The organism is Desulfovibrio gilichinskyi (assembly GCF_900177375.1).
Lineage (GTDB): Bacteria > Desulfobacterota > Desulfovibrionia > Desulfovibrionales > Desulfovibrionaceae > Maridesulfovibrio > Maridesulfovibrio gilichinskyi.
The window spans coordinates 16,586-39,995 of record NZ_FWZU01000009.1; the positions used below are offsets into that span (position 1 = coordinate 16,586).

The following is a 23,410-nucleotide window of genomic DNA, read 5'->3' on the forward strand; positions in this document are numbered from 1 at the left end:
TAAACATGGCTTTTTTATATAATTTCCCTAAGCAAACTTTCTTTGGAAGCCCTCTTCCCAAAAGCAAGATATACAAACTTGCAGGCGTTAGTTCAAAAGTTCAAAAAATGTTTGTGCGAGAAGTTGAGAAAATCACATGGTCCTATAAATTGGCTCCTGAAACGATAAATTTGCCGGCAAGTGAGAGCGTGCAGGAGATACAAATTTTCACGGTTGCCCTCAGGACTGAAAAACTAAATTATGAAGTTTTGGAAACCATTGATAAGGCCATACCTTCACCTCTTTTTTTTTTCTTAGGATATGGGAATAAAAGTAAGTATGTCGCGGCTTATAAGCGTCCTAGTGAAGTTGATAGAAGCAAATGGGTTGTTAGCGGGTATAGCGAAACAGAATGGATTAATGACGGTTCCGAGCGTAAAGAATTCCCCGTTGTGCTGAACATGGGTGCTCTTTATCATGCTCTTCTTAAAAACATTATCCCCTTACCTGCTCGTAAAAATGAGCCTATAAATAAACTTTTTTTGCGAATGGATCAGTTGCGGAGTATAAAGCGAGACGCTAGTAAGCTTGAGTCTCGGATAAGAAAAGAAAAGCAGTTTAATCGCAAAGTAGAGCTTAATTCTGAATTGAAAGTTCTGGAGCAGCAGATTCGGGGACTTGAGTAGTATTTTGGTTCAGTGATGAACATTGTTGAGAGTTTTTTTTAACGAAAGCTATGTTGCTTTAATAGTTATAAATATAATTGATGGAAAAGAGACAGAACTAGAAAATTCAGGACGACTAGAATATCTTTCAATATATTTGAAATAAAAATATGATAACGGCCTAATCTAATAGGAATATATATAAATGGATAAACTAAAAATGCATACCCCCGATCTGATAGATGATAATATTTCAAAGATTGCTCTGCAGTTCCCTAATTGCATAACTGAGTCTCGATCTAAAGATGGTAGTATAAAAAAGTCCATTGATTTTGATCTACTTCGCCAAGAGCTTTCAGATTCTATCGTTGAAGGTCCGAAAGAGCGGTATCAACTCAATTGGCCGGGCAAGCGTGAAGCTTTGCTTGCCGCCAATGCCCCTATTGCCAAAACGCTACGCCCTTGTCGTGATGAGAGTGTTAATTTTGATACCACTGAGAATTTGTTCATTGAGGGAGACAACCTTGATGCTCTTAAGCTTTTGCAGGAGAACTATCTCGGCAAGGTAAAAATGATCTATATTGACCCTCCGTATAATACTGGGAAGGATTTCATATATAGCGACAATTTTACAGAATCTGCTGAAGAATATTTGCTTGAATCTGAACAAAAAGATGAAGAAGGTAATCACTTAATTGCCAATACGGAAAGCAATGGGCGGTTTCATTCTGATTGGCTGAGTATGATGTATTCACGGCTTAAGCTTGCTAAGAATTTACTGAAAGATGATGGGGCCATTTTTATTAGTATTGATGATAATGAAGTGCATAATTTGCGTAAAATTTGTGATGAAATTTTTGGGATAACTAATTTTATAGCTGAATTCGTTTGGAAAAGGCGAGTTTCTTCTGCAATGGCTGATAATAATGTGTCATCAGATCAAGACTATGTCATTTGCTACCAAAAAGGACAGTTGGAAGGTTTTACTGGTAACGAGAAAGATTTTAAAAAATATTCAAACCCAGATAATGACCCCCGAGGTCCATGGATTCCGGACAATTTAACTGTTGGAATGACCGCATCAATGCGTCCGAATCAAGCTTACAATTTAGTAGACCCTTCAACTGGAAGCATTTACCCATACAATCCTAATCGAGTTTGGGCTTTTATCCCAAAATCAATGGAGAAAATGATTGCAGAAGGTAGAGTCATTTTTCCAGAAGATATATCCAGAAGGCCAATGCAAAAGCGGTTTAAAAATGAACTTAAAAGTACGCACAATCCGTTTTCAACATTGATGAGTGACAAAGTTGGGCTAAACACAGAAGCGACAAGGCAGATACAGCAAGTTCTGGGAGGTAATATTTTTGACTATTCGAAACCTCTTTCATTATTAACGGTTCTTATTCCTCAAGTTTGTAATGGCGACGATCTTATTCTTGATTTTTTTGCAGGCTCTAGTGTAACTGCTCAAGCTGTTATGCAACTAAACGCAGAAGACAAGGGCAACCGTAAATTCGTTATGGTCCAGCTCCCCGAAGAGTGTGATGAAAAATCTGAAGCTTTTAAAGCTGGTTATGAAACAATTGCCGAAATTTCCAAAGAACGTATTCGCCGTGCCGGAGCAAAGATAAAAGACGAAAATCCAGACGCAACTGATCTTGATATTGGCTTTCGTGTTTTGAAAGTAGACAGCAGCAATATGGCTGATGTCTATTATTCTCCTGATGCAATGAGGCAAGATTTAATTGCAGCAATGACTGACAACATTAAAGCTGGACGTAGCGAGGAAGACTTACTTTTTCAGGTGCTTCTTGATTGGGGTGTTGATCTTTCTCTGCCGATTAAAAAAGAAATTGTTGCCGGGCTGGACGTGTTTTTTGTGGATGAAAATTCTTTAGCAGCATGCTTTGCGAATAATGGCGAAATTACCGAAGACTTTTGCAAGGAGTTGGCGGAATATAAACCTTTACGAATTGTGTTCCGTGATTCTGGTTTTAAAGGTGATAGCGTTAAGATTAATGTGGAGCAGATTTTTAAACTTATGTCGCCCCATACAGAAGTGAAGACTATATGACCCTCGAAAAGCATGAAAATAATAAACCGGGTAACACCACAGAAAATAAAACAATTATGAAAGTTGGCTTTGATGATGTGGTTGGGCTGTTTGAGAAAACTCAATCCGCTATGCAGAGTCAGGTCGCGCGTTCCGTTGATATTGCGTTGGTCGTGCGCAATTGGTTGTTCGGCTGGTATATTGTGGAATTTGAAAACGGTGGTGCAGAACGGGCTGATTTGTATGGAAAGAGATTGATTGAGTCTTTATCTGAAAGACTTGTTAAATTAGGTATTAAGGGTATGTCCCCTACCAATTTACGAAAATTCAGAGAATTTTATCAGGCCTATGCAAAGATTCAACAGACGCTGTCTGTTACATCTCTTAGCTCTTCAGAAAAGATTCAACAGACAGAGTCTGCTAAATCTCAAACAACCCAAACTTTGTATGGGTTGTTTTCTATAGATGGGGTTGATGGTTGTAATCTTTGGCAAACATTATCAATGAGTTTCCATTTAAGCTGGTCCCACTATGTTGTGCTTTTGACTATTAAATCCAGCGATGAACGAAAATTTTATGAAATTGAAGCAATTGAAAATAGCTGGAGTCTCCGAGAGCTGAAGCGGCAAATCAATTCTAGTTTTTATGAGAGATTAGCTTTGAGTAGAGATAAAGAAAAAGTTAGAGAGCTTTCAGAAGAAGGCCAGCTTGTAAGCTCTCCTAAAGATGTTTTAAAAAGTCCATATGTGTTGGAATTTTTAGGACTAGAAGAAAATTTTAGTTATTCCGAACATGATTTGGAAACAGCAATTATTAATAAGATCGAGCATTTTCTCTTAGAGCTGGGAAAAGGATTTCTTTTTGAAGCCCGGCAGAAGAGGTTTACCTTTGATGACGATCATTTCTATGTTGATTTGGTGTTCTACAATCGCCTATTGCGTTGTTATGTCGTGATTGACTTAAAACGTGAAAGATTGACTCATCAAGACTTGGGACAGATGCAGATGTACGTGAATTATTTTGATCGCCATGTGAAGCTTGCTGATGAAAAACCAACTATTGGAATTTTACTTTGTCATAGTAAGAGCGACGGATTAGTTGAACTCACATTACCGAAAGAATCCAATATTTATGCATCACAGTATCAGCTTTATCTTCCTTCCAAAGAAGAACTGAAAAAACAACTGGAAGAAGCACAGCAGGACTGGGAGGCTCATCATGAAGTTGAAATTTAAAAAACAGGCTTACCAGACGCGGGCAGTAGAAGCCGTTGTAGATTGCTTTAAAGGGCAACCTTACGCTATGGGATTGAATTACCGGATTGACCCTGGGCATCAGCTTGATATCGGTGAAACAGGATTTAAAAATGATGATTTAGTCTTAACTGAAAACCAGTTTTTGGAAAATATTCAAGCTGTTCAGCGTTCTCAAAATTTGCCACAGAGTAATTCTTTAAAGGAGTTTAAAACCTTAAAGAAAAATGCGCTAAAGATAGATCCTGCATATACCAAAAAAGCTCTGGCCATTTGCAAATATCATTTAGATATCGAAATGGAAACCGGAACCGGAAAGACATACTGCTATATTAAAACTATTTTTGAGATGAATAAAAGGTTCGGCTGGACCAAATTTATTATAGTCGTTCCAAGTATTGCTATCCGTGAAGGTGTGCTCAAATCTTTTGATATCACAGCAGATCACTTTCAAGAAAGCTACCACAAAAAAGCTAAATTCTTTATTTATGATTCTAAACAACTAGAGAAGCTCGAAAGTTATTCTTCAGATGCTGGAATTAACGTGATGGTGATTAATGTGCAGGCATTTAATGCTCGCGGAAAAGATAATCGCCGCATTTATGAAGAGCTGGATGGTTTTCAGAGTCGCAAACCTATTGATGTAATTAAAGCCAACAAACCCATTTTAATCCTTGATGAACCTCAAAAGATGGGAGGGGAAAAGACTTTAGATTCACTAAAAGAGTTCGCTCCACTTTTTGTTCTTCGCTACTCCGCTACACATAAGGCCCAGCACAATAGGATTCACCGTCTGGATGCTTTGGATGCTTATAATCAAAAGCTTGTAAAAAAGATTTCTGTTCGTGGTATCTCTGTAAAAGGACTGCCTGGAACAAATGCCTATCTCTATTTGGAGTCGATTGAAATTTCCAAGCAAACTCCTGTTGCCAGAATTGACGTGGAGATAAAGCACAACTCCGGAATTAAGCGGTCGATGCAGCGATTGGTCAAAGGAAGCAACCTCCATGATATTTCAGGCGGCCTTGAACAGTATAAGGATTTTGTTATAGCTGACATTGATGCCATTACAGATATGGTTGAATTCACAAACGGGCATAAATTGTATGCGGGAGAAGCTACCGGTGATGTCGATGAAGCAATGCGTCGTCGTATCCAGATAAGGGAAGCTATCAGAGCCCATTTGGAAAAAGAGCAAGTTCTTTTCCAACAAGGGATTAAGGTTCTAACGCTATTTTTTATCGATGAAGTAGCAAAGTATAGATTATACACTGAGGCAGGGCATGAAGGTGGCGAATATGCGAAAGTTTTTGAGGAGGAATACGCAGAGGCGGTTGCAGAATTAAAATGTGATTTGTTGATGCGCGATGACTATAAAGAATATCTTGATAATATTTTCGTAGAAAGCACTCATAAGGGCTATTTTTCTAAAGATAATAACGGAAAAATGGTTGATGCTTTAAAAGCTTCGAAGGTCGAGAAAAATGAAAGTACAGATAAAAGCGCATATGATTTAATACTTAAGGATAAAGAAAGGCTTTTGTCTTTTCCAGAGCCAACGCGATTTATTTTTTCCCATTCTGCCCTTCGAGAAGGTTGGGATAATCCAAATGTATTTGTCATCTGTACCCTCAAGCATAGTGATAATACTATTTCTCGCCGGCAAGAAGTTGGGCGCGGACTTCGTATTGCAGTCAATCAGTTTGGTGAGAGACAGGATGCGCCGGAGACAGTGCATCAAACCAACGTCCTGACGGTTGTGGCTAGTGAAAGCTATAAGGATTTTGTAACTGCACTACAAAAAGATATTAGCGATTCTCTTTCGGAAAGACCACGTGTTGCTGATATAAAATACTTCACCGGTAAAATCATGCTAACCCCTTCAGGCGAGGTTGAAGTGACGCAAGATATGGCAGAAGGTATTGAATTTTATTTGATTCAAAATGGTTATGTTGACCGTAAAAAACAAATTTCGCAGAAATACCGTGATTCAGTGAACCGCAACGAGTTTGCCCATTTACCCGAAGATTTGCAGCCATTTAGCGATCAAATTTTCCAATTAATAGATAGTGTTTTCAGTGATGCAGGGGTGCCGCAACCAGAAAATGGTCGAGCTCCTAAAACAAATTCTTTGAATGCTAATTTTGATAAAAAAGAGTTTAAAGAGCTTTGGAACAGGATTAACCGAAAAGCTGTGTACAGTGTTCATTTTGACAGTTCTGAATTGGTGGATAAGTGCGTAAATGTTTTGAATGAAACTCTACAAGTTGCTCCTTTGCAGTATGTCATACAGAAGGGGGAACAGATTGAGGAAGTTAGCTCTGATAAAATTAAATCAGGTGAAAGTTTCAAAATTAGTGAAACGGCAACGGAACAAAATACGAAGTCTATTCATTCTGCTGTAAAGTATGACTTGATTGGTAAAATCTCTGAAAATGCGCAACTGACCAGAGGAACTGTGGCAAATATTTTGGGCAAAATCAGAAAGCCAGTTTTTGATTTATTCAAAGTTAATCCTGAAAGTTTTATTGCGGAGTCCACCCGGCTCATCCGCGAACAAAAGGCAACCGCAGTTATTGAACGGTTAAGCTATGATGCTACTTCTGAAACTCATGATATGGACATTTTTACTCTCGGACAAAGTAACCAGGATTTCAGCAAAGCTGGAACTCCGCTTAAACATCACATTTATGATTACGCTATAACTGATTCTAAGGTAGAGCGAGATTTTGTAAATGAGCTGGATACCAGTAAAGAAGTTGTTGTTTACGCAAAATTGCCTAATGGTTTTTCAATTCCAACCCCTGTAGGAAATTATAACCCAGACTGGGCTATTTCATTTAAGGAAGGGGCTGTAAAGCATGTCTACTTTGTGGCTGAAACGAAAGGTTCAATGTCCACTATGGAATTACGGGAAATAGAGAAAACAAGAATCAAATGCGCCCGCAAGTTTTTTGAGGAAATTAATCGGACAATTAATCCTAAAAACGTAAAGTATGATGTCGTGAATAGTTACAGCAAATTAATGGATGTAGTCGGTATTCGATAAATACCGGGAGCTGATATGAGTGGGGCGATAAAGAGAATTGATACGATAAAAAGTATGGCGGTCTTCCAAGATTTCTGTTGGGCATCATCTGTGAGAGATGATGGCAATAACATTGCTGAGTTTAAAGAGATCAATATTTTGTATGGGCGCAATTATTCGGGCAAGACGACTTTGTCACGAATAATTCGAGCTTTAGAAACAGGTTCGATTTCGGACAAATATAATTCTCCCCAATTTCAGTTAAGCTTTGATGATGGCAGCAGTGTTACACAAGATTCGTTGAACGGGCATGATCATGTTGTTCGTGTTTTTAACGAAGATTTTGTGAAAGATAATCTTCGTTTCATTGTTGATGAACTCAGGCCATCAGTTCATTTGCTATTTTAGGTGAGGATAATGCTAAACTTGAGGAAGATATTGGAAAAATTGAGGTTGAACTTGGAAGTGAAGATAAAAAATCAGGATTGGCCGGTCAATTTATTGTCACAAAAAATACTTTTGAATGTGCGAAAAAAGCATATGATAATAAGTCTAAAGAGTTAAAGGGTAAGCTGCGAGATAAGGCCGTCAAAGACGGCACTGGAATTAAACATAATAAAATTTACGGTTCTGCTAATTATAATACGCCAAAGCTGGAAACGGATATTGCTGCAGTAAACAAGGATTCATATATCCCTCTTTCTGATGATGAGGCCAATAAATACCATGATCTTCTTAAAGAAGAACCTAAAGATGAGATCAAAGAATCTGCAGCTTTTAAACTTAAATATTCAGATATCGCTTTAAAGGCCAAGGAATTAGTCGAAAAAAAGATACAGGCATCTGATCAAGTTCAAGAATGGTTAGAGGACATTGATCTCGCAAAATGGATTGATTCGGGACGAAAGTATCATGAAGGCGAAAGAGATCAATGTGCTTTTTGTGGTAGCGTACACCCCGCCGAGCATTGGGAAGGACTTTGGGGTAAATTAGATAAACATTTTAACCAAGAATCAAAAGAGTTGGATAATGAAATTGATGAAGTTCTTTTAGCTATTGAAAACGAAAAAAGGCGAGCTCCCAACCTACTTAAGATCAGGAACACATTTTTTTATACCAGTTTTGCTGATGGGCTGAATAGACTGTTAGAACAATTTGCGACCTGTTCTGCTACTTACTGTGCGACTTTTGATTCTATGAAGCTTCAGCTTGAAAAACGCAAAAAAGATATTTTTACGCCGTTAATATTTGATAATACGATATCAATTGAACAAGATTTGAACGCGATTCGAGATTCCTACGAAGAGATGAGAAAGGAGTCGGATCTTATTACTTCAGAGTTAGGGAAAAAGCAGTCAGAAGCTCGCATCGCTCTCCGCCTTCATGATGTTTTTAAATTCGTTACAGATATAAAATATGCCGATGAGTGTATAACTCTTGAGGAGCTAAAAAAGGCAAAAGATAAGGCGGAGACAAACAAGAGTATCGGTCAAACAGAAATGAATGTTAAGCGGGGAAAAATTAATGAACTTAAAGCTCAATTAAAAGATGAAAGTAAAGGTGCCGATCGAGTAAACTATTATTTAAACAGTTTTTTCGGACACCAATCTCTTTCTCTTAAGGCTATTGAAGATACTTCTGAGGATGCGTCTTCTGGGTATAGATTTGAAATAACGCGTAACAACAAAAAAGCGTTTCACCTGAGCGAGGGGGAATGTAGTCTGATTGCTTTTTGTTATTTTATGGCAAAACTTGAGGATATTGAAACTAAGGGTAACCATCCCATCATCTGGGTGGACGATCCCATCTCCAGTCTGGATGCAAATCACATTTTTTTTGTGTACATTTTGATTAATTCTGAAATTGTTAAGTCCAAAAACTACAAGCAGTTGTTTATATCTACTCATAGTCTTGATTTTTTGAAATATTTAAAAAGAATTTCGCAGGATTATCAAGGAAAGAAACCCAATAGAATAAAAATACGGGAATTCTTCCTGATTGAACGCTGGGGAAATTCTAGTATATTGTCACCAATGCCAGGTTATTTAAAGAGGTATGTCACTGAATTTAATTATCTATTTCATAAAATTTATAACTGTGCAGTTGTTGAATCTGTAAGCGATAGTAATTTTCAAGATTTTTATAACTTTGGGAATAACGCTAGAAAGTTTTTGGAAATTTATCTCTACTATAAATATCCTAACGGAGTAGAAGGAGATGATAAGCTGTTGAAATTTTTTGGAGACGATAGGCTTCCTACTCTTTTTATGGATCGCGTAAATAATGAATATTCACATTTATGTGGGGTTTTTGAACGTGGAGCTTCACCTGTTGACGTTCCAGAAATGATTACCGTAGCTCGGCAGATTATCACAAAAATTCAAGAAGACCCTGATCAGTATTCGGCTTTGCTTCAAAGTATTGGTGTAAAAGATGACTTGTTTTAGAACGTTGGTTTATATAACTATATGTGTTTATATTTAAGAATCCTAGAAGTATGTTATCATCTTAGGCTACTTTTTATTATTTGATCGTTTTTTTAAAAATTAACTTTTAAATTGCATTTTTTACATTTGGAGCATTGTCGCTTTTTTAATGTACTAAAAATTACATGAATTTTTGTTGATTCTGTGAATAGTTTTTTTAATTTTTTTTCACTGTAGTTAACTTTTTTTCCGCAAGATAGGCATGTTGTTTTTAAAGTAATATTTTTAATATGCGCGACTTTAAGACTTTGTTCAAAAAAACGGTTTTTGGTTTTGTCATGGGGACCGGTGTAGGTCGTGTCAACACCTATTTCTATGTCGTTAAAGCCACAATTAATAGCAACTTTGTACAGAGTAGTCTTTACTGGTTTTATAAATCACAGTCCTTTTTTGAGCTCTTCATGACTGAATTCCCCCACAATGTTTTGCGGAACACAAAAGCTAACTTCACGGTTTTTGAAAAATCCTGTTAAACTATAATACTGGACTCTTTTATCGCATTTAATATCAATAAAAGGCTCCCAGCCTTCCGAAGACCATGATTCTTTGCTGGTGCATCTTTCGAGTGTACTAACAGGAAAAGGTTTTTTATTAAATTCAGAAGGCTGTATTGAACACGGATGTTTTGGCCAAGGCGGTCCCAGTTCATCGAATAAGACCGTGCCACCACATGGAGACTTATAATAAAATACGAGAGCTCCACAAACAGGGCATTTGGAATTTGGATAAATGAAGGCTTCATAAAACTTGGTATAAATAGGGGGATGCGTTAAATCTTTATCGTAGGTCCCTGAATAGTTACGTCCTAAATGTCCTTCTCCTCCCCACCCACACTGACAATCCGGGGGATGGTTCCATGCATTACATATAAAATTTACTTGTAAATTGTGTGTTTATAGAATATATTATGGCTGATATTCTTACCTTTTTTGATTCACTTCATCATTGCCGCAAAGTTACTCCTCTTTTGCCTTTTTGTATATGTCTTGTTTAGAATAGCCTTTAAACTCTGTTCCCTGATATTTATTTGACTTTGTTTTTTTTAATAAAAAATACTCGAGCTAGCGAGATTTTTCATGACTTTTAAAGACTCAACAAGAATTAACGAGACTTTACAAGAATCTACAAGTCTTAACGAGAACTAACGAGAATAATTAAATAAATTGCAAAAATCTCTATAAATCGCTTATACTCTTGCGGAGTCCGGAGGCAGGACAGGTAAGGTAGCTCCACTTTTTCAAAGTGGACGACCTTACGTCCTGCCCAGCCTGTGGCTGAGGTTGACTTATTCACCTGCGGCTCAACGTAAGATTCTGCTGAAATTAAGGACAGTCCATAAATTGGACCTGTATCAAAAATTTTAACACGGAGTATAAGTGATGAATAAAAAGAGTAGTGAAAACAGAGAATTAAGAGTGGTTGTTGAATTGGTTTTGAAAGATAGTCAGCCTATGGTTTCTTCTATTGTAGTGGCTGAACTTTTTGGAAAGCAGCACAAGAAAGTTCTTCGAGATATTAATGAGTTGGAAATCCCAGATGATTATCGTGAGCTCAATTTTGAGCCTACGTTCCGCGATGTTCCTGGACCTAATGGAGCCATACGAAAAGAGCCTGCCTTTAACATGACTCGTGATGGTTTTTCTTTGCTCGCTATGGGCTTCACCGGGAATAAAGCGATGGAGTGGAAAATTAAATTTCTAGATGCCTTTAATTCTATGGAGTCTAGATTGAAAATTCCACAGGTGGAGGCGAAACTTAAAATTTTTAAGGCAAAGCCGGAAGCCTTGAAATCGTTAGAAGGTTTTGTCCGTTACTGGTGTTATCTTGAAAATATAAGTTGGGAGGACGGCAAAAGGCTGGTTGAAGCTGCCGTCAGGGTTCCTGATTTTTATGAAATGGATGTTTTGGCTTTGGAGAGTGCCTGGTCTTACGTCATCCTTTGCACAACAGTCGTACCTACTAGATTTGTTGGCGTTGATGTGTGTTCAGAAAAGGATCTATCTCCCGTTAACGGGCTGCTTGATTACTGGGCTCATTGCGGTAAATCTTCGCGTATTGAACTACTGGGCAATCTTTGCCAGCAGATGAACATCGATTCTTTGGTTCAGCTTCCTAAATCATATATTACTCATGCGGTAAACTTACTTTGGAAGGGTATCAATTCTGAATCCGGGAAGTACAATGCCGTCCAAAAAGAGAGTTATTAAATCATATGTTTCAGAATCGGAATACTGCGAGATTAAGGCGAAATCCCAACAATGCAGTCTTTCTGCCTCTGAACTCATAAAACGTCTGACCTTAGGCCACGAAATCAAGAGCCGTGAGGATCAGCAGGCACGCCGGGAATTGTTAAAAATTAATGCAGACCTTGCTCGTTTGGGTGGGCTGCTCAAGATGTGGATTCTTGATGATGACAAACATCGGCTTGATGTTGAGAAGTTGCTTAAAGATCTACGGCAGCGACAGAAGGAATTGTGCGAGAAGGTGATGAGTTTATGATTAGCCGAAGGATTTCCTGTAAACCTCAGAATGATAATTATCGGCGATTGGCCGATTATATTGCTGATGCCAAGAACAAAGGGGAGAAGACTCTTTATTCTTGGAATGATGGCTGCTGGGCAGGAGAGAATTATCAACTGGCCATTCAGGAAGTTTTGGATACTCAGGATTTGAATCAGCGCACGAGGAAAGAAAAGACTTATCACCTGATTGTGTCCTTTAGGCCGGAAGATGAGGCTTTATTAACTCCAGAGAAGTGTAAGGAAATTGAAAAGGAATTTGCTAAGGTTCTAGGATTCGAAGAACACCAGCGCCATTGTGGAGTTCATAAAAATACTAACAATCTTCACATGCACATTGCTTACAATATGATTCATCCTGAAACTCTCACTAGGCATGAGCCTTACCGGGACTATTTCAAACGTGACCGGTTGCACCGTGAGTTGGAACTGAAATTCGGTTTGAAGTTTGATAATGGCCGGCAAAAAAATCTGGAGCCAAAACGTAATAATGATAGGGCTGAAACATATGAAGCGCATTCCGGACAGCAGTCTTTTGATTCCTATGTGAAGGAGCGTAAAGAGTTTATTCTTGAGTCATTGGATAACGCGCAGAACTGGCATAATTTCCATAAATCTTTGGCGCAGATCGGAATTGAGGTCAAAGCTAGAGGTAATGGTTGTATCATAAAAGATAGGCATTCCAGCACTGCCGTTAAAGCCAGTAGATTGGATCGGAATTTTACCAAGGGAAAGCTTGAAGCTAAGCTCGGTCAATATCAAAAGCCTATTGCAACTATCCAGAGCAAAGATGAGAAGGAAAGGTATGTGTCGCGTCCGCTTCATAAAAAGCGGGGAGAGCTTTATTCTCAGTATTGTGAGGCCATAGACGGCAGAAAGAAGGCTTATGAGGAAATCAAGCTCGAACAGGATGAACGTTGGAACCGCGCAGCAGACTTTTGGGGTAACAAGATTAAAGCTATTAAGAACGACCGCAAACTGACCCTTAAGGACCGGAGTAAGTTGTTGGCCATAGCTACCGGCAAAAAAGCTGAAAATCTTGCGGGGATTAAGACAGAGATTGCTGAAAGAAGGGCAGAACTTCGAAAACAAACTCCTTTTAATCGTTGGAATGATTTTTTGAAATGGAAGGCCGAAAACGGAGATGAAGTTGCTTTGCAGGTCTTACGTTCCAAGAAGGAACCTATTGAAAGCACACCGCAGGCTGAGTTTGTAAAAGCAGATCCTTCAGCACCAAATTGGAAATTGAAACAAAGTCAGTTCCGTGTGGATTCCAGTTTAGCTTGGAAGGATAAGCGCAAGTTGATTTCCATAGCTAAGATGCTTCAGCTTCAAGCTGAGGAAAAGAAGAGGACTCCCGAGACTGATAAACGCCTTCTGGATAAAATGACTTGGCGTGTGGATTCATCTGGCAATGTTCTCTACACATTGAAAAGTGGTGGCATGGTCAAAGATAATGGAGATAAGCTTTTCTTCAGTGTGAACGACCCCCGTGCAGCTCAGGTGGCTACAAGGCTCGCAAAAAGGGTGTTAGGTCCGAATGTTAAGGTTACGGGTAATGAGATTTGTCGGGGGCGGAGAGTCGTTGCGAAGGAGTTTGGGCGGTAGTGTTGTATATAAAAGGTAGAGCTTCACTTGATTGTTCATGAGAGTGTCTTTTGCATGATCTGATATTAAACTATCGCACGGTGTCCGTTGTTTATAGAGTACTTCACTTATCAAGTTATTACTCATGGTTATAGTTTGTGTTTTTATTGAAAATAATCAATAATTAATTCCACAATATTTTAAATTTTTGTTTAAAAGTTATATTATGAAGCTAACATGCCATTCTTGAAGAGTTGTGTTGTACAAAATGGGGGGGAGGTTTTGTCAAATTCTCGGATTAGGTGTTGTGTCCTAGTAGCAACGTTAGGGCGAAGTGATAAGCTTTTGAAAAGAGCCATACCATCTATCCAATGCCAATCAGTAAAACCAGAAGCTGTAGTTATCGTGTGTGATGGGAAACGGTTTGATCCAGAAATCTGTGCAAAAATTAAAAATTTGCTCCCAAATATCCCTGTGTTTTTTTTAACGAACACAAGGGCCGTTGGTGTAGCAGGGGCATGGAATTCTGGTCTTCTTTTCTTGAGGGAAAACATAAATGCTGAGTATGTCGCATTGTTAGATGATGATGACAGCTGGGATAATAATCATCTGTATTTAAACCTCACTTCTGCCCAAAAAAATGATTCAAACGTTATTGTTTCAGGTCTCAGAATTGTGAAAGATGGCGTTCCTGTCGAGCGTGACATTATTACTTCGCTAAATGAAAGTGACTTTTTGGTTGGAAATCCAGGATGGCAGGGGTCAAATACATTTATTAGCGTAGAGTTACTATTTCTAGTAGGTGATTTTCGTGAAGGTTTGGCTAGTTTAAATGATAGAGATTTAGCCATTAGAGTTATTCGGCATCCACAATGCAAAATATCATATACAGGATCTTGGTCAGCTACATGGTACTTAACAACAAACGGCAATCAACTAAGCTCATTTCGAAATAGCAACAAAATAAGTGGATTAAGATCCTTTTGGGAAATTTACAGAGAAGATATGAGCGGTACTATTCAGAGGAATTTCTTTTCTCGAGCTGAAAAGTTGTTTGGGGTACCAAAACAGGAAATAACAACTTATGATAAATAAAAAACAAACTCTCGGTGGTTTTCCTCCTAAGCCTTTTATAATGAGATTTAAGCAAGTTGAAAATCAATGGTATAAAGTTAAAAAGGTATACCGGTCCTTACGTGTAAAAAAATATCCGACATTTGTTTTCGGACCTCAGTATAAAAGAAGTAGGGATTGTATAGAGATTGACATTACTTACCGTTGCAATTTGAGATGTCTGAATTGTAATAGATCTATCAATAAGGCCCCTGAAAATCTTGATATAAGCTTAGCGATGATTGATAATTTTGTGTCAGATTCATTGATTCAAAATATTCATTGGAAACGCATTCGCATCTTAGGTGGAGAACCTACATTACATCCTCATTTTGTAAGCATAGTGAAGAAAATTATAAAATATAGAGATTCTATGGGACGGGGAAATGTAAGTATCGAAGTTGTAACGAATGGACATGGAAGCTATGTACAGAAACAACTCAATAGCCTGCCCAGTGATATATACATTGAAAATTCAAAGAAAACCCCACAGGAAAAATTAAAATTTAGACCTTTTAGTTGGGCTCCTCGAGACTTTGGACAATATTCAAACAATTCATATGTAAACGGCTGTCAGATCATGAAATTATGCGGAATGGGCTTAACTCCTATGGGATATTATCCTTGTGCAATTTCTGGAGGAATTGATCGAATTGCAAAAAAACAATGCGGAAGAAATAAAATACCAACATTTGATGATGATATGAAAGATATCTTAGAATGGGCTTGCTCTCTTTGCGGACGATTTCTTGATGGTCACCATATTCCTTCAAAACTGTTGCTTCCACTAACCGAAGAATTGATATCTCCAAGCTGGGTTAAATTATATCAGGATTGGCAAACAAAAAAATAAATGTGGTATTTTTATTATGACTCTTTTTAATCCCGAAGAGCCTATTACTATGCGCAAACGGCTAACGCCAAGAAACATTAACGTGCGCCGATGTCCGCAACAAATTAAATTTGATGATGCAGACTTAATTGTAGGAGTTACAGTTCACAATAATGCAGATTCAATTCAACGCTGTTTGCAAAGCATATTGAATCAAACAGAGCAATTTCCAGTAATTATATTGGATGATTCATCCTCTGACGATTGGTTTGATTGTTGTGCAGATTTAATTAACAGAATTGATGCGCTCGTCGTAAGTGCTCACTGTGGTTCTGCTGCCAGTGCTCGAAATGCTATATTAGATTATGTAGAAACTGAATTTTCTAATGTTAGATGGGTTGCTAGACTTGATGCAGATGACAGACTTTCCTTCAAAAATTCACTTATTGCAATGCGAGACGCTGCAAGGAAAAATGATTCAAAGTATGTTTTAGGTGGGAATAGGCTTGTTAAACATGGCAAATTACTGGCGTGTAATAATCCTGCAACCAATTCTTTGAAAAAATCCTCGTTCTTGATAAATTTACTTAAAAAAATGGCTCAGGGGACAGCAAGTAATGAAATTCCCTCTTGCAATTTACTCGTATCCCCTTCCGCTGGATGGCGTTATCCTGAGATTAAAAGCGCAGAAGACCATTGGCTTGTTACCAGCTTACTGATTTTTCATCCTGAAGATGGGAGCATCGTCGATGACGGGTATTACGCGGATTATACGTTACAAGGCTCAGTGACGATTGCATGTAAGCAAAATGGGCTCGCAAAACAATATAGGGAACAATTGTTTCAAGCTGCGAAGTTGTGGATCTCCTTAAAAAACGAAGTTAATGAAATTCTTGGCTTTGGCTGTGAAGGTGTTGTTGTTCGCCAAGGCACACAAGTAGAAAAGCATTTTTATCCATGGTCCATAAGTGATGAGGATGTAGAGTACATAAGTAATAAATGCCATGAATCAAAAATATTGCCCGATGTTAATTTTGTAAAAAAAAATAATAAATGGATTGCAATATACACATATCAAAAGTCATTTCCAGTAATTGATATAACAATCAAAGAGTCTCTTTATATTTTAAAAGAATTTTTAAATAAAAAATTTGTATGCACAAACATATCTCGTTCAAATTTTAGAAGGATTTATGATGGTAGTTTGATCTACATTGACATTGGGGTTTCTATATCTGAAATGGATGTTTCGTACTTTAGAGATGTTGCTGCCAGAATGTATGCAATTTCAGCATTGAATTTGTCTTCAAGGGAACTAAAAAGACGTTATACAAAAGAAAGGCAAATTGAAATCTTAAGTAAGTTAATTGGTTTTGAAGAATTTTACAAAGAATTAATTGAAAATCATATCAAGATGATATGGAAGAAATGCAAAATAAAAACAAATTTACTACATAAAAATAGAGAAACAGACGTCACCTTAATGATAAAAGTGTGCTCTATGGATGCAAATATTATTTACAATCAAGTCTCGCATATCGTTTCACAGCTTGAAATTCCTGCAAATTTTGATGAAAAAATAATACTAATTGATCCATTTTCTGGTCCTTATCTTAGAGCGTATGATAAAAGTAACTACTCCAAGCTTATATCTGAAGTAAAAAGACTCTGTCGGGCTGGAATTGTTGACCGTTTTTTGATTGCACCTCAAGATTGTACCAGTGTTTCAGATGTAAACAAAAGATGGTTCAATCTTGCCTGTGACAAAACGCATAACTCCATGCAGGTTCCTGTCACCCCCCAACTCTGGGGATTTGACCAAGTCAAATCCCGATATTTATTACAGTGTGATGTCGATATCTTGGTAGGACGACGTGATTTTTGTCACGACTATCTTTTTGAAATGATTGACGCACTTCAGTCGAGCGACGTTTTTGGAATTGGCTTTAATATTCCCCACTCCCCCGATTCTCAAGATAAAATATATGATGCTTTACCGGGAGACTACGTGCCAGAGGTCCGTTGTGGATTGTTTGACTTGGATCGGTTGAAAGCAAATAGACCCTTTCCAAATGATATCGAAAATGGGCATTTAAGGCTGTCGTGGTATCGGTCTATCCAACGCTACCAACAAACAGATGGCTTCAGATGTCTTCGTGGTGGTTCTCCCAGAACCTTTTATGTACACCCTAATAACAATTGTAAAATCGACAATAACTTTTATGTGAAAGTACGAGATCTTATCTCACAAGGTTTTGTTCCTTCGTTACAATATGGACAATGGGACGTTAAAGGAAGCATAGAGGATTGGAAATATCCAGTGAGAAGTGAGAAGCTTGTTTTCCTTTTAAGAGGACGAAACACTCCATTACACAAAGTGAATAGGTGTATTTCTAGCCTTTTAATGCAGAGGGATCAATATTTTGGAGTGATTCTAATCGATGATGCTTCGCCCATAGAGCATCAAAATAACTTGCGTAGAGAAGTTTCACGATTGAAAAGAGCAACTCTTGTTTGTAACACAGCACGACTTGGGCATATTCAAAATACTATTTTTGCGATAAATCAAATTTGTGTCAATAACGATACTCTGGTGGCAATATTAGACTTAGACGATGCACTTATAGATAGGAATACAAGTCTGTTAATTCAAGAAAAGCAACAGCAAGGACATGATGTTATTTTGGGGGCGATGTATCGCCCAGACAAACCTTTAAAAGTTTATTCTCCAGAGTTTGATGCCCCACGTTCACACTTCGGAGGGGAAGTATGGATTCACTTGCGATCTTTCACTAGGAAACTCTTTAAATCTATACCTCAAGATTCTTTTAAAAATGGTAAAGAGTGGGTGTCCGAATGCGAAGACTACGCGATTATGGTGCCTATAGTGGAGTTGGCAAAAAAACCAGTCTATATTCCACAGTATCTTTATTTCCATGAACGTTCCACATCCTCATCATTAGCTTTACGAGAAGAAAGAGATTTGACGATTCGAACTATACTAAAAAAAAAGTCTCTTAGTGTGTGATCCTGCTACAAGATTGTGGACACATGGTTAAGTTGCTACCCTGACATTCACAGGAGAAACAAATGTTAATGTAAAATTTTTATATTTGGATTATCAAATATAACATTTCCAAGCGGCCCCCCTCAGATCCCGCTTGTTAAATTACATTGCCATTGCCGGAGTTGAAGCTTTTTTCTGGATATTTTTTTTAGGTGTTTTGAATATTCCGGAGAGTTGTTCCTTTACTTCATCCAACCCCCTGGATTTATGTAGATCATTAAAGTCAGTTAGCTTTTGGGTGCGTTCCTGTTCTGAGAATTTTGGAATCAAGACTATTCCGTCTACTCCTTTTGCTGCGGCTTCAGCTTTTTTCACACCCACATTTTCCATAAGATGATAATCATTGTCCGCCATGAGCATGAGTTTACTTTGCGGGTACTTCTCATGCAGAGCCTTTGCGACCGGCTCAAGGTTGGAGGCATCAAAGGCGGAAGCTACGGGATGAGCTGTTGCCATGTGAACGCTGGCGGCGGTGGCATATCCTTCGGCTATGAGAATCGGGCTACCATTTTTGAGTTTATTTTCTGGATCAATGACATGGAATGTTCCGGCTTTCTGCGCATTTTTTTCAAAGAATTTACCGTTTGGTGAGATCGTTTGAAGAGTGCGGATATTTCCATCCACATCTTTGCCGGGAATAACTAGATTGCCAAACTTGTCCTCTTTGAGTCCGTATCCCGGAACTCCTTTTTTGCTGAGGTAAGGATGCTGCTTATTTGCCGATTTAATAATTCCATCCCATTTCTCTTTTGAAAGAGCGGCAGCGTTTGTATACTGTTCCTTAATTGCTTTTTCCCTTTCCAGCCTTGTCTGGGCGGCTTGAGCCTTTAACTCTGTTTTTTGTTGATCGGTAAGAGTATGACCTTCAGCTTTCCAGTTCGCTTTGAGACCGGTTTTGTGGTTCTGGATGAATCCGGCAGGGTGGCCGTCAAGATATCCTTTGTAGGTTCCATCCTTAAAGTTTGGTTTTCCGTCAATTACCGGAACGCGGTATAAAGCTCCGTCCATGATGGGTAGCTTTCCTTCAAAACTCTAAGAATAGTATTTGCAATATTTCTTACTAAGTTTTTTAAAAGTTATTGACGTTGTTTTTTTGATAACATAAGAGTTATTGTTTTCATTAAAATGGTTATAAAGTGATTTTTATGCAAATTAAAACTATAAAATAACTGAGAATTATAGATGGCTTCACCTTCAAAAGTGCTCTCGCTGACAGGCAATGCTCATTTACCTAAAAGGATCATGGGGACGCTTTGGCGTAACGATCGTCAGAAACATGTTCTGCTTGAAGGCCTCAGCGGATGTGGTAAAAGTGAATTAGGAAAAATATGTGCTGACATTTGGCAAAAAGAGCATGGAAAAGTTTTTGTACTTACTGGGAATCCTGCTAGATCTAGGGAAAAATACTATCCCTTTAAAAATATGACTTCCTCAATCAGGATGGGGATCGATGAATTCTTTAGCCTAAAACCTCCAGCCTCTGTCCTAAATAAATTTGCTTTCATTTATTATCTATCAAGCTGGTTTTACCAGTTGTTTCGTTTTGCTGAAAGACGCAACTTGTTTTCACTTAACGAAGACATTCAACCAATCGTTTACAATTTAATTCGCAAAGGAAGAAAGGGTAAAGTTCTACTCGTTCTTGATGATATTCAATGGTTTGATGAGAGTTCTTTAGAGTTTGTTTGGGCTTTGTTGTCACGCAAGTATGAAACGGTCTCACCGATGTTTAAGAATCTAAGACTTCTGATGATTCAACGAAGGCCAACCCAATCTCCGCCATTTTTCCCGAAAGCTATTGAAAGAATATATAGGTTAAGGGTTCATCAGGAGTATACCATTGCCCCCTGCACAAAAGATAATTTTCGGGATGTTTTTCTAGAGCTTACGGGATGGGATAGTCTTACAGATATACAAGCTATCAAGCTTTATAACCTTATTGGTCCTCATCTTGAATTGATCAAACTTATTGGAAGCTTAAGCGATGATCAGAAATCAAACTATTTAAATAAATCAAAGAATAATGATAATCGAATCATCAGATGTATATTAGATTATAAAATAGACACTATGAGCCAAGAAGCTGATTCTGTATTCTATTTCTTGAATACAATCGCAATAATGGGAGGTGAGTGTAAAACAAAAGAGTTAAGATGTATCGTCGAAGAAGTTTGCGACAGGTTTGAAGAGTGCTGTGATATAGTTAAAGAAAATAGGTTTATTTCATTTCAAGATGACTTTTGTAAATTTGCTCATGATGTATACCGTAAATATTTTACGCCTGAGAGCAACCATCAAAAACAAGATATATATGAAAAACATTTACTGTGTATAAAAAATACCGCACCTCATAATTATGCATTACGCTTTGTTACCGCTCAAAAGAGCAATGATACCTCTTTGAGCAAATCGTATCTTTTTTCTGCTTGGCTAAAAGAAGAATTACAAATGAAAAGTAGTTCAACAATTAATGTATTTAAAAAAGAAATATATCAATATGGTCTTGAAGGTATTACTTTAATTGTAGAAAAAGCGTTAAGATTAGCAAAGAATGGCAAGTTTTCGTATGCTATTGAAAAAATAGAAAGTGCACCTACAAAAATCCCAAGACTCATTGCCCTTGAATTAGCTACTTTGCAAGCACGTTGGATGGTTGAATCACGAGAAGTTGATAAACGTAAAACTGCGCTTATATATTTAGAGCAGATACTTGAAACAGCTCTCGAATTGCAAGAAGATGACGTGGCTAACCGAGCAAGATTTGGCATGTTATATCCCCTTGCCCTTACTGGAGACAGGATGAAGATTATGCAATTTCACAATCAACTTGCGGGAAATATTCAGCAAAAATGGGATGAAACAAAAGACGAATATTGGCTGTATTGGATGATGATTTTAGACGGTGGAGCTGATGCTTATTTTTCAACAAAAACGGCCCTTACCCATATCAAAAGTGCTAGTCAATTTTTTGGACCTAACGAGGGGGATGATTGGCCTAAGCATGCTGCTGAGTACTTTAAATGCAAGTCAAATTTGGGTGCAAGCTACGCGGAACTGGGCGACTACTCAGAAGCAGCAAAACACACAAAGCTTGCCCGAAATAGTTATGTTCGATTTTCTGCCACGATCCACAGTTCATCAAGTTTGACTGATACCAATTATATTGCTCAACGATTCCGAGCTAAAGAAATTTCAGCGATGGAGGCAGCAGACGAACAGAGAGAAATGCTTCATGCTCTAGGTAATTCAGAGGATTTATCCTTTTCTGTAAATGCGCTAAGCGTGTATTTGGCTTTAGCTAATAAGAAGACTGAAGCAGTACATGAAATTGAAAAGGAATTACGACGCCTTAAGCAAAAAGACAAAGTTGAGTTCTACCCAACCTACTTGCTTAAATCATCACTTTGTCCGATAAAAGCTAGTCTTCACTCAGAATATGACGCCAAAGCTGAGTGGCGCGAGATGCTTAAACTTGCCAGAAAAATTCCCTACACAGACGTTAAGCTTTATCTTCGCAGGCATGAAATGTTAGCTGACTTTTGGAATGAGCCATATCAATGTGAGGATTTACTCTCTCGCTGGGACGAATATTTGTTTAGTTTCCCTCCTCAGGGAGATAGCAGGTGGCCAAGCCTACAGTATGGTTTTTATCTACCTAACTTATTCTTTTGGCGGATTCATGAATAGCCATAATGTTTTCACGCCACAAGTTTGCGCCAATTATCGCCCCTAAAAGGTCGGTATACTCAATTCCTTCAAGCATGAAAGATTTTGGAAAAGCACTAGTAAATCTATTCAGGCCAGGATTTTCAGCAATGTCAAAAACATACGGAGTTCCATCTTCGGTTATACGAAAATCAATCCTCGAGACGACAGACAGTTCTAGTAAGGAATGAATTTTTCGCGCTGTTCTTTGTAAACGTTTTATTACTTCAATGTTTAAGTCGTTGGGAGCAGAGTACAGAATTCCATCACTTGTTTCGTGGTCTGTGGGGAGTAAAAAGTTTCTTTTTGGGAATTTCTTAATGTTAGGACGAACCTCAATTGGAGTTGGTAAGTGCAATTCTTGAACCTCTAGGATTGGTTGGTAGCATTCTTTTCCTGAAATAAACTCTTGAACGACTATTGGCTGAGATATCTCTTTGGAAATTGAATAGACATACTTTTCTAGTGAACTATCTACATATCTTACGGAGTTCTCTGTAACTCCCACTGAACAACATTCATAAGCGGATTTAACGATTATTTTCGTACCATCTTCGGGGTTAGAATTTGTCCTCCATCCAGATGCAAAGTGATATTCCCATAAGTTAGGGTGTGGTATGCCTGCAGCCTTAAGTATCTGTGTTTGAAAGAATCTATGCCAACTCATCACCATTCCTGACGCGGGTGTATTGCAGCAAGGTATTCCAGCAAACTTGCAATAACTTGGGATCATTACTCTTTTTGCAGGTCCAATTCCTCCAAGTCCAAGATAGAGCGCAATTTTGTATTCCCGAAAATTTTGATTTTTTAATCCAAGAACGGTGTCTTTCAAAAATTCAGCCTCAGACCGATATGTTTTTACATGAAATCCGAACTCAATTAACGCATTTTTGAATTCATCGATTTGAAAATCGTTGTAGCAACGTTCAGCAAAACTAACTTTCGTCAATGATTCGATGTCAGAGCAGTCTTTGATATGTGAAAAAATGAGTAAAACACTTATTTTTTCAGCAGACGCTTTTGTCTTATCGACCAACAACCGAAGCTCGTTAATATCCATCTATAATTCTCAGTTATCGATATGTCTCTACTAGCAAATGTTTTTTCTTGGATGCTTTAA

Annotated in this window: 15 protein-coding genes; 13 read left to right on the top strand and 2 right to left on the bottom strand. The window is 38.0% G+C overall.

Annotated elements, in window-relative coordinates; translation table 11 throughout:
- Positions 1-5 precede the first annotated feature (5 nt).
- The 12 genes from B9N78_RS17600 (at position 6) to B9N78_RS17655 (ending at position 18,546) form a co-directional block, all read left to right on the top strand.
- Positions 6-665, top strand: a complete 660-nt coding sequence (locus tag B9N78_RS17600) for a DUF4391 domain-containing protein (RefSeq protein WP_085104748.1) — start codon at positions 6-8, stop codon at positions 663-665.
- 184 nt (positions 666-849) lie between these two features.
- Positions 850-2,721: a site-specific DNA-methyltransferase gene (locus B9N78_RS17605; RefSeq protein WP_085104750.1), complete on the top strand. Its 1,872-nt coding sequence runs from the start codon at positions 850-852 to the stop codon at positions 2,719-2,721.
- Positions 2,718-3,935, top strand: coding sequence for a PDDEXK nuclease domain-containing protein (locus B9N78_RS17610; RefSeq protein WP_085104752.1), 1,218 nt, complete (start codon positions 2,718-2,720; stop codon positions 3,933-3,935). The genes B9N78_RS17605 and B9N78_RS17610 overlap by 4 nt, the downstream gene beginning before the upstream one ends.
- A complete protein-coding gene (locus B9N78_RS17615; RefSeq protein ID WP_085104754.1) occupies positions 3,919-7,002 on the top strand; it encodes a type III restriction-modification system endonuclease in 3,084 nt (1,027 codons plus the stop codon). The genes B9N78_RS17610 and B9N78_RS17615 overlap by 17 nt, the downstream gene beginning before the upstream one ends.
- A gap of 15 nt (positions 7,003-7,017) precedes the next feature.
- Entirely contained in the window at positions 7,018-7,389 is a 372-nt protein-coding gene (locus tag B9N78_RS18485; RefSeq protein ID WP_212637035.1) for an AAA family ATPase, read from the top strand.
- Between the two features lie 29 nt (positions 7,390-7,418).
- The gene (locus B9N78_RS17620) at positions 7,419-9,428 is read left to right on the top strand and encodes an AAA family ATPase (protein WP_342743624.1); all 2,010 of its coding nucleotides are present in this window, start codon (positions 7,419-7,421) and stop codon (positions 9,426-9,428) included.
- A gap of 1,418 nt (positions 9,429-10,846) precedes the next feature.
- On the top strand, positions 10,847-11,674 hold the full coding sequence (locus tag B9N78_RS17625; RefSeq protein WP_085104756.1) for a Rha family transcriptional regulator: 828 nt from the start codon (positions 10,847-10,849) through the stop codon (positions 11,672-11,674).
- Complete coding sequence (locus B9N78_RS17630; RefSeq protein WP_085104758.1) at positions 11,649-11,966, top strand: plasmid mobilization protein; 318 nt, start codon at positions 11,649-11,651, stop codon at positions 11,964-11,966. The genes B9N78_RS17625 and B9N78_RS17630 overlap by 26 nt, the downstream gene beginning before the upstream one ends.
- Positions 11,963-13,594, top strand: coding sequence for a TraI/MobA(P) family conjugative relaxase (gene traI / locus B9N78_RS18405; RefSeq protein ID WP_245805588.1), 1,632 nt, complete (start codon positions 11,963-11,965; stop codon positions 13,592-13,594). The genes B9N78_RS17630 and traI overlap by 4 nt, the downstream gene beginning before the upstream one ends.
- 216 nt (positions 13,595-13,810) lie before the next feature.
- Positions 13,811-14,668, top strand: a complete 858-nt coding sequence (locus tag B9N78_RS17645; RefSeq protein ID WP_085104760.1) for a glycosyltransferase family 2 protein — start codon at positions 13,811-13,813, stop codon at positions 14,666-14,668.
- On the top strand, positions 14,658-15,539 hold the full coding sequence (locus B9N78_RS17650; RefSeq protein ID WP_085104762.1) for a radical SAM protein: 882 nt from the start codon (positions 14,658-14,660) through the stop codon (positions 15,537-15,539). Before B9N78_RS17645 ends, B9N78_RS17650 begins: the two co-directional genes overlap by 11 nt.
- Before the next feature lie 16 nt (positions 15,540-15,555).
- Positions 15,556-18,546, top strand: a complete 2,991-nt coding sequence (locus B9N78_RS17655; RefSeq protein WP_085104764.1) for a glycosyltransferase family A protein — start codon at positions 15,556-15,558, stop codon at positions 18,544-18,546.
- Positions 18,547-18,687: 141 nt separating this feature from the next.
- Here the strand turns inward: B9N78_RS17655 and B9N78_RS17660 are convergent, their stop codons facing one another.
- A complete protein-coding gene (locus tag B9N78_RS17660; RefSeq protein WP_085104766.1) occupies positions 18,688-19,593 on the bottom strand; it encodes a toprim domain-containing protein in 906 nt (301 codons plus the stop codon).
- A gap of 174 nt (positions 19,594-19,767) precedes the next feature.
- Between B9N78_RS17660 and B9N78_RS17665 the strand changes: the two genes are divergently transcribed.
- Entirely contained in the window at positions 19,768-22,272 is a 2,505-nt protein-coding gene (locus B9N78_RS17665) for an ATP-binding protein (protein WP_085104768.1), read from the top strand.
- Here B9N78_RS17665 and B9N78_RS17670 read toward each other — a convergent pair.
- A complete protein-coding gene (locus B9N78_RS17670; protein WP_085104770.1) occupies positions 22,241-23,350 on the bottom strand; it encodes a D-alanine--D-alanine ligase family protein in 1,110 nt (369 codons plus the stop codon). The genes B9N78_RS17665 and B9N78_RS17670 overlap by 32 nt on opposite strands.
- Positions 23,351-23,410 lie beyond the last annotated feature (60 nt).

What these genes read in the sequence shown, in the direction of transcription:
- B9N78_RS17610 (WP_085104752.1), top strand. Translation starts at nt 2,718, where the DNA reads ATGACCCTCGAAAAGCATGAAAATAATAAACCGGGTAACACCACAGAA.
- B9N78_RS17645 (WP_085104760.1), top strand. Translation starts at nt 13,811, where the DNA reads ATGCCATTCTTGAAGAGTTGTGTTGTACAAAATGGGGGGGAGGTTTTG.
- B9N78_RS17665 (WP_085104768.1), top strand. Translation starts at nt 19,768, where the DNA reads ATGGCTTCACCTTCAAAAGTGCTCTCGCTGACAGGCAATGCTCATTTA.
- B9N78_RS17655 (WP_085104764.1), top strand. Translation starts at nt 15,556, where the DNA reads ATGACTCTTTTTAATCCCGAAGAGCCTATTACTATGCGCAAACGGCTA.
- B9N78_RS17605 (WP_085104750.1), top strand. Translation starts at nt 850, where the DNA reads ATGGATAAACTAAAAATGCATACCCCCGATCTGATAGATGATAATATT.
- B9N78_RS17650 (WP_085104762.1), top strand. Translation starts at nt 14,658, where the DNA reads ATGATAAATAAAAAACAAACTCTCGGTGGTTTTCCTCCTAAGCCTTTT.
- B9N78_RS17660 (WP_085104766.1), bottom strand. Translation starts at nt 19,593, where the DNA reads ATGGACGGAGCTTTATACCGCGTTCCGGTAATTGACGGAAAACCAAAC.
- B9N78_RS18485 (WP_212637035.1), top strand. Translation starts at nt 7,018, where the DNA reads ATGAGTGGGGCGATAAAGAGAATTGATACGATAAAAAGTATGGCGGTC.
- B9N78_RS17670 (WP_085104770.1), bottom strand. Translation starts at nt 23,350, where the DNA reads ATGGATATTAACGAGCTTCGGTTGTTGGTCGATAAGACAAAAGCGTCT.
- B9N78_RS17630 (WP_085104758.1), top strand. Translation starts at nt 11,649, where the DNA reads ATGCCGTCCAAAAAGAGAGTTATTAAATCATATGTTTCAGAATCGGAA.
- traI (WP_245805588.1), top strand. Translation starts at nt 11,963, where the DNA reads ATGATTAGCCGAAGGATTTCCTGTAAACCTCAGAATGATAATTATCGG.
- B9N78_RS17615 (WP_085104754.1), top strand. Translation starts at nt 3,919, where the DNA reads ATGAAGTTGAAATTTAAAAAACAGGCTTACCAGACGCGGGCAGTAGAA.
- B9N78_RS17600 (WP_085104748.1), top strand. Translation starts at nt 6, where the DNA reads ATGGCTTTTTTATATAATTTCCCTAAGCAAACTTTCTTTGGAAGCCCT.
- B9N78_RS17625 (WP_085104756.1), top strand. Translation starts at nt 10,847, where the DNA reads ATGAATAAAAAGAGTAGTGAAAACAGAGAATTAAGAGTGGTTGTTGAA.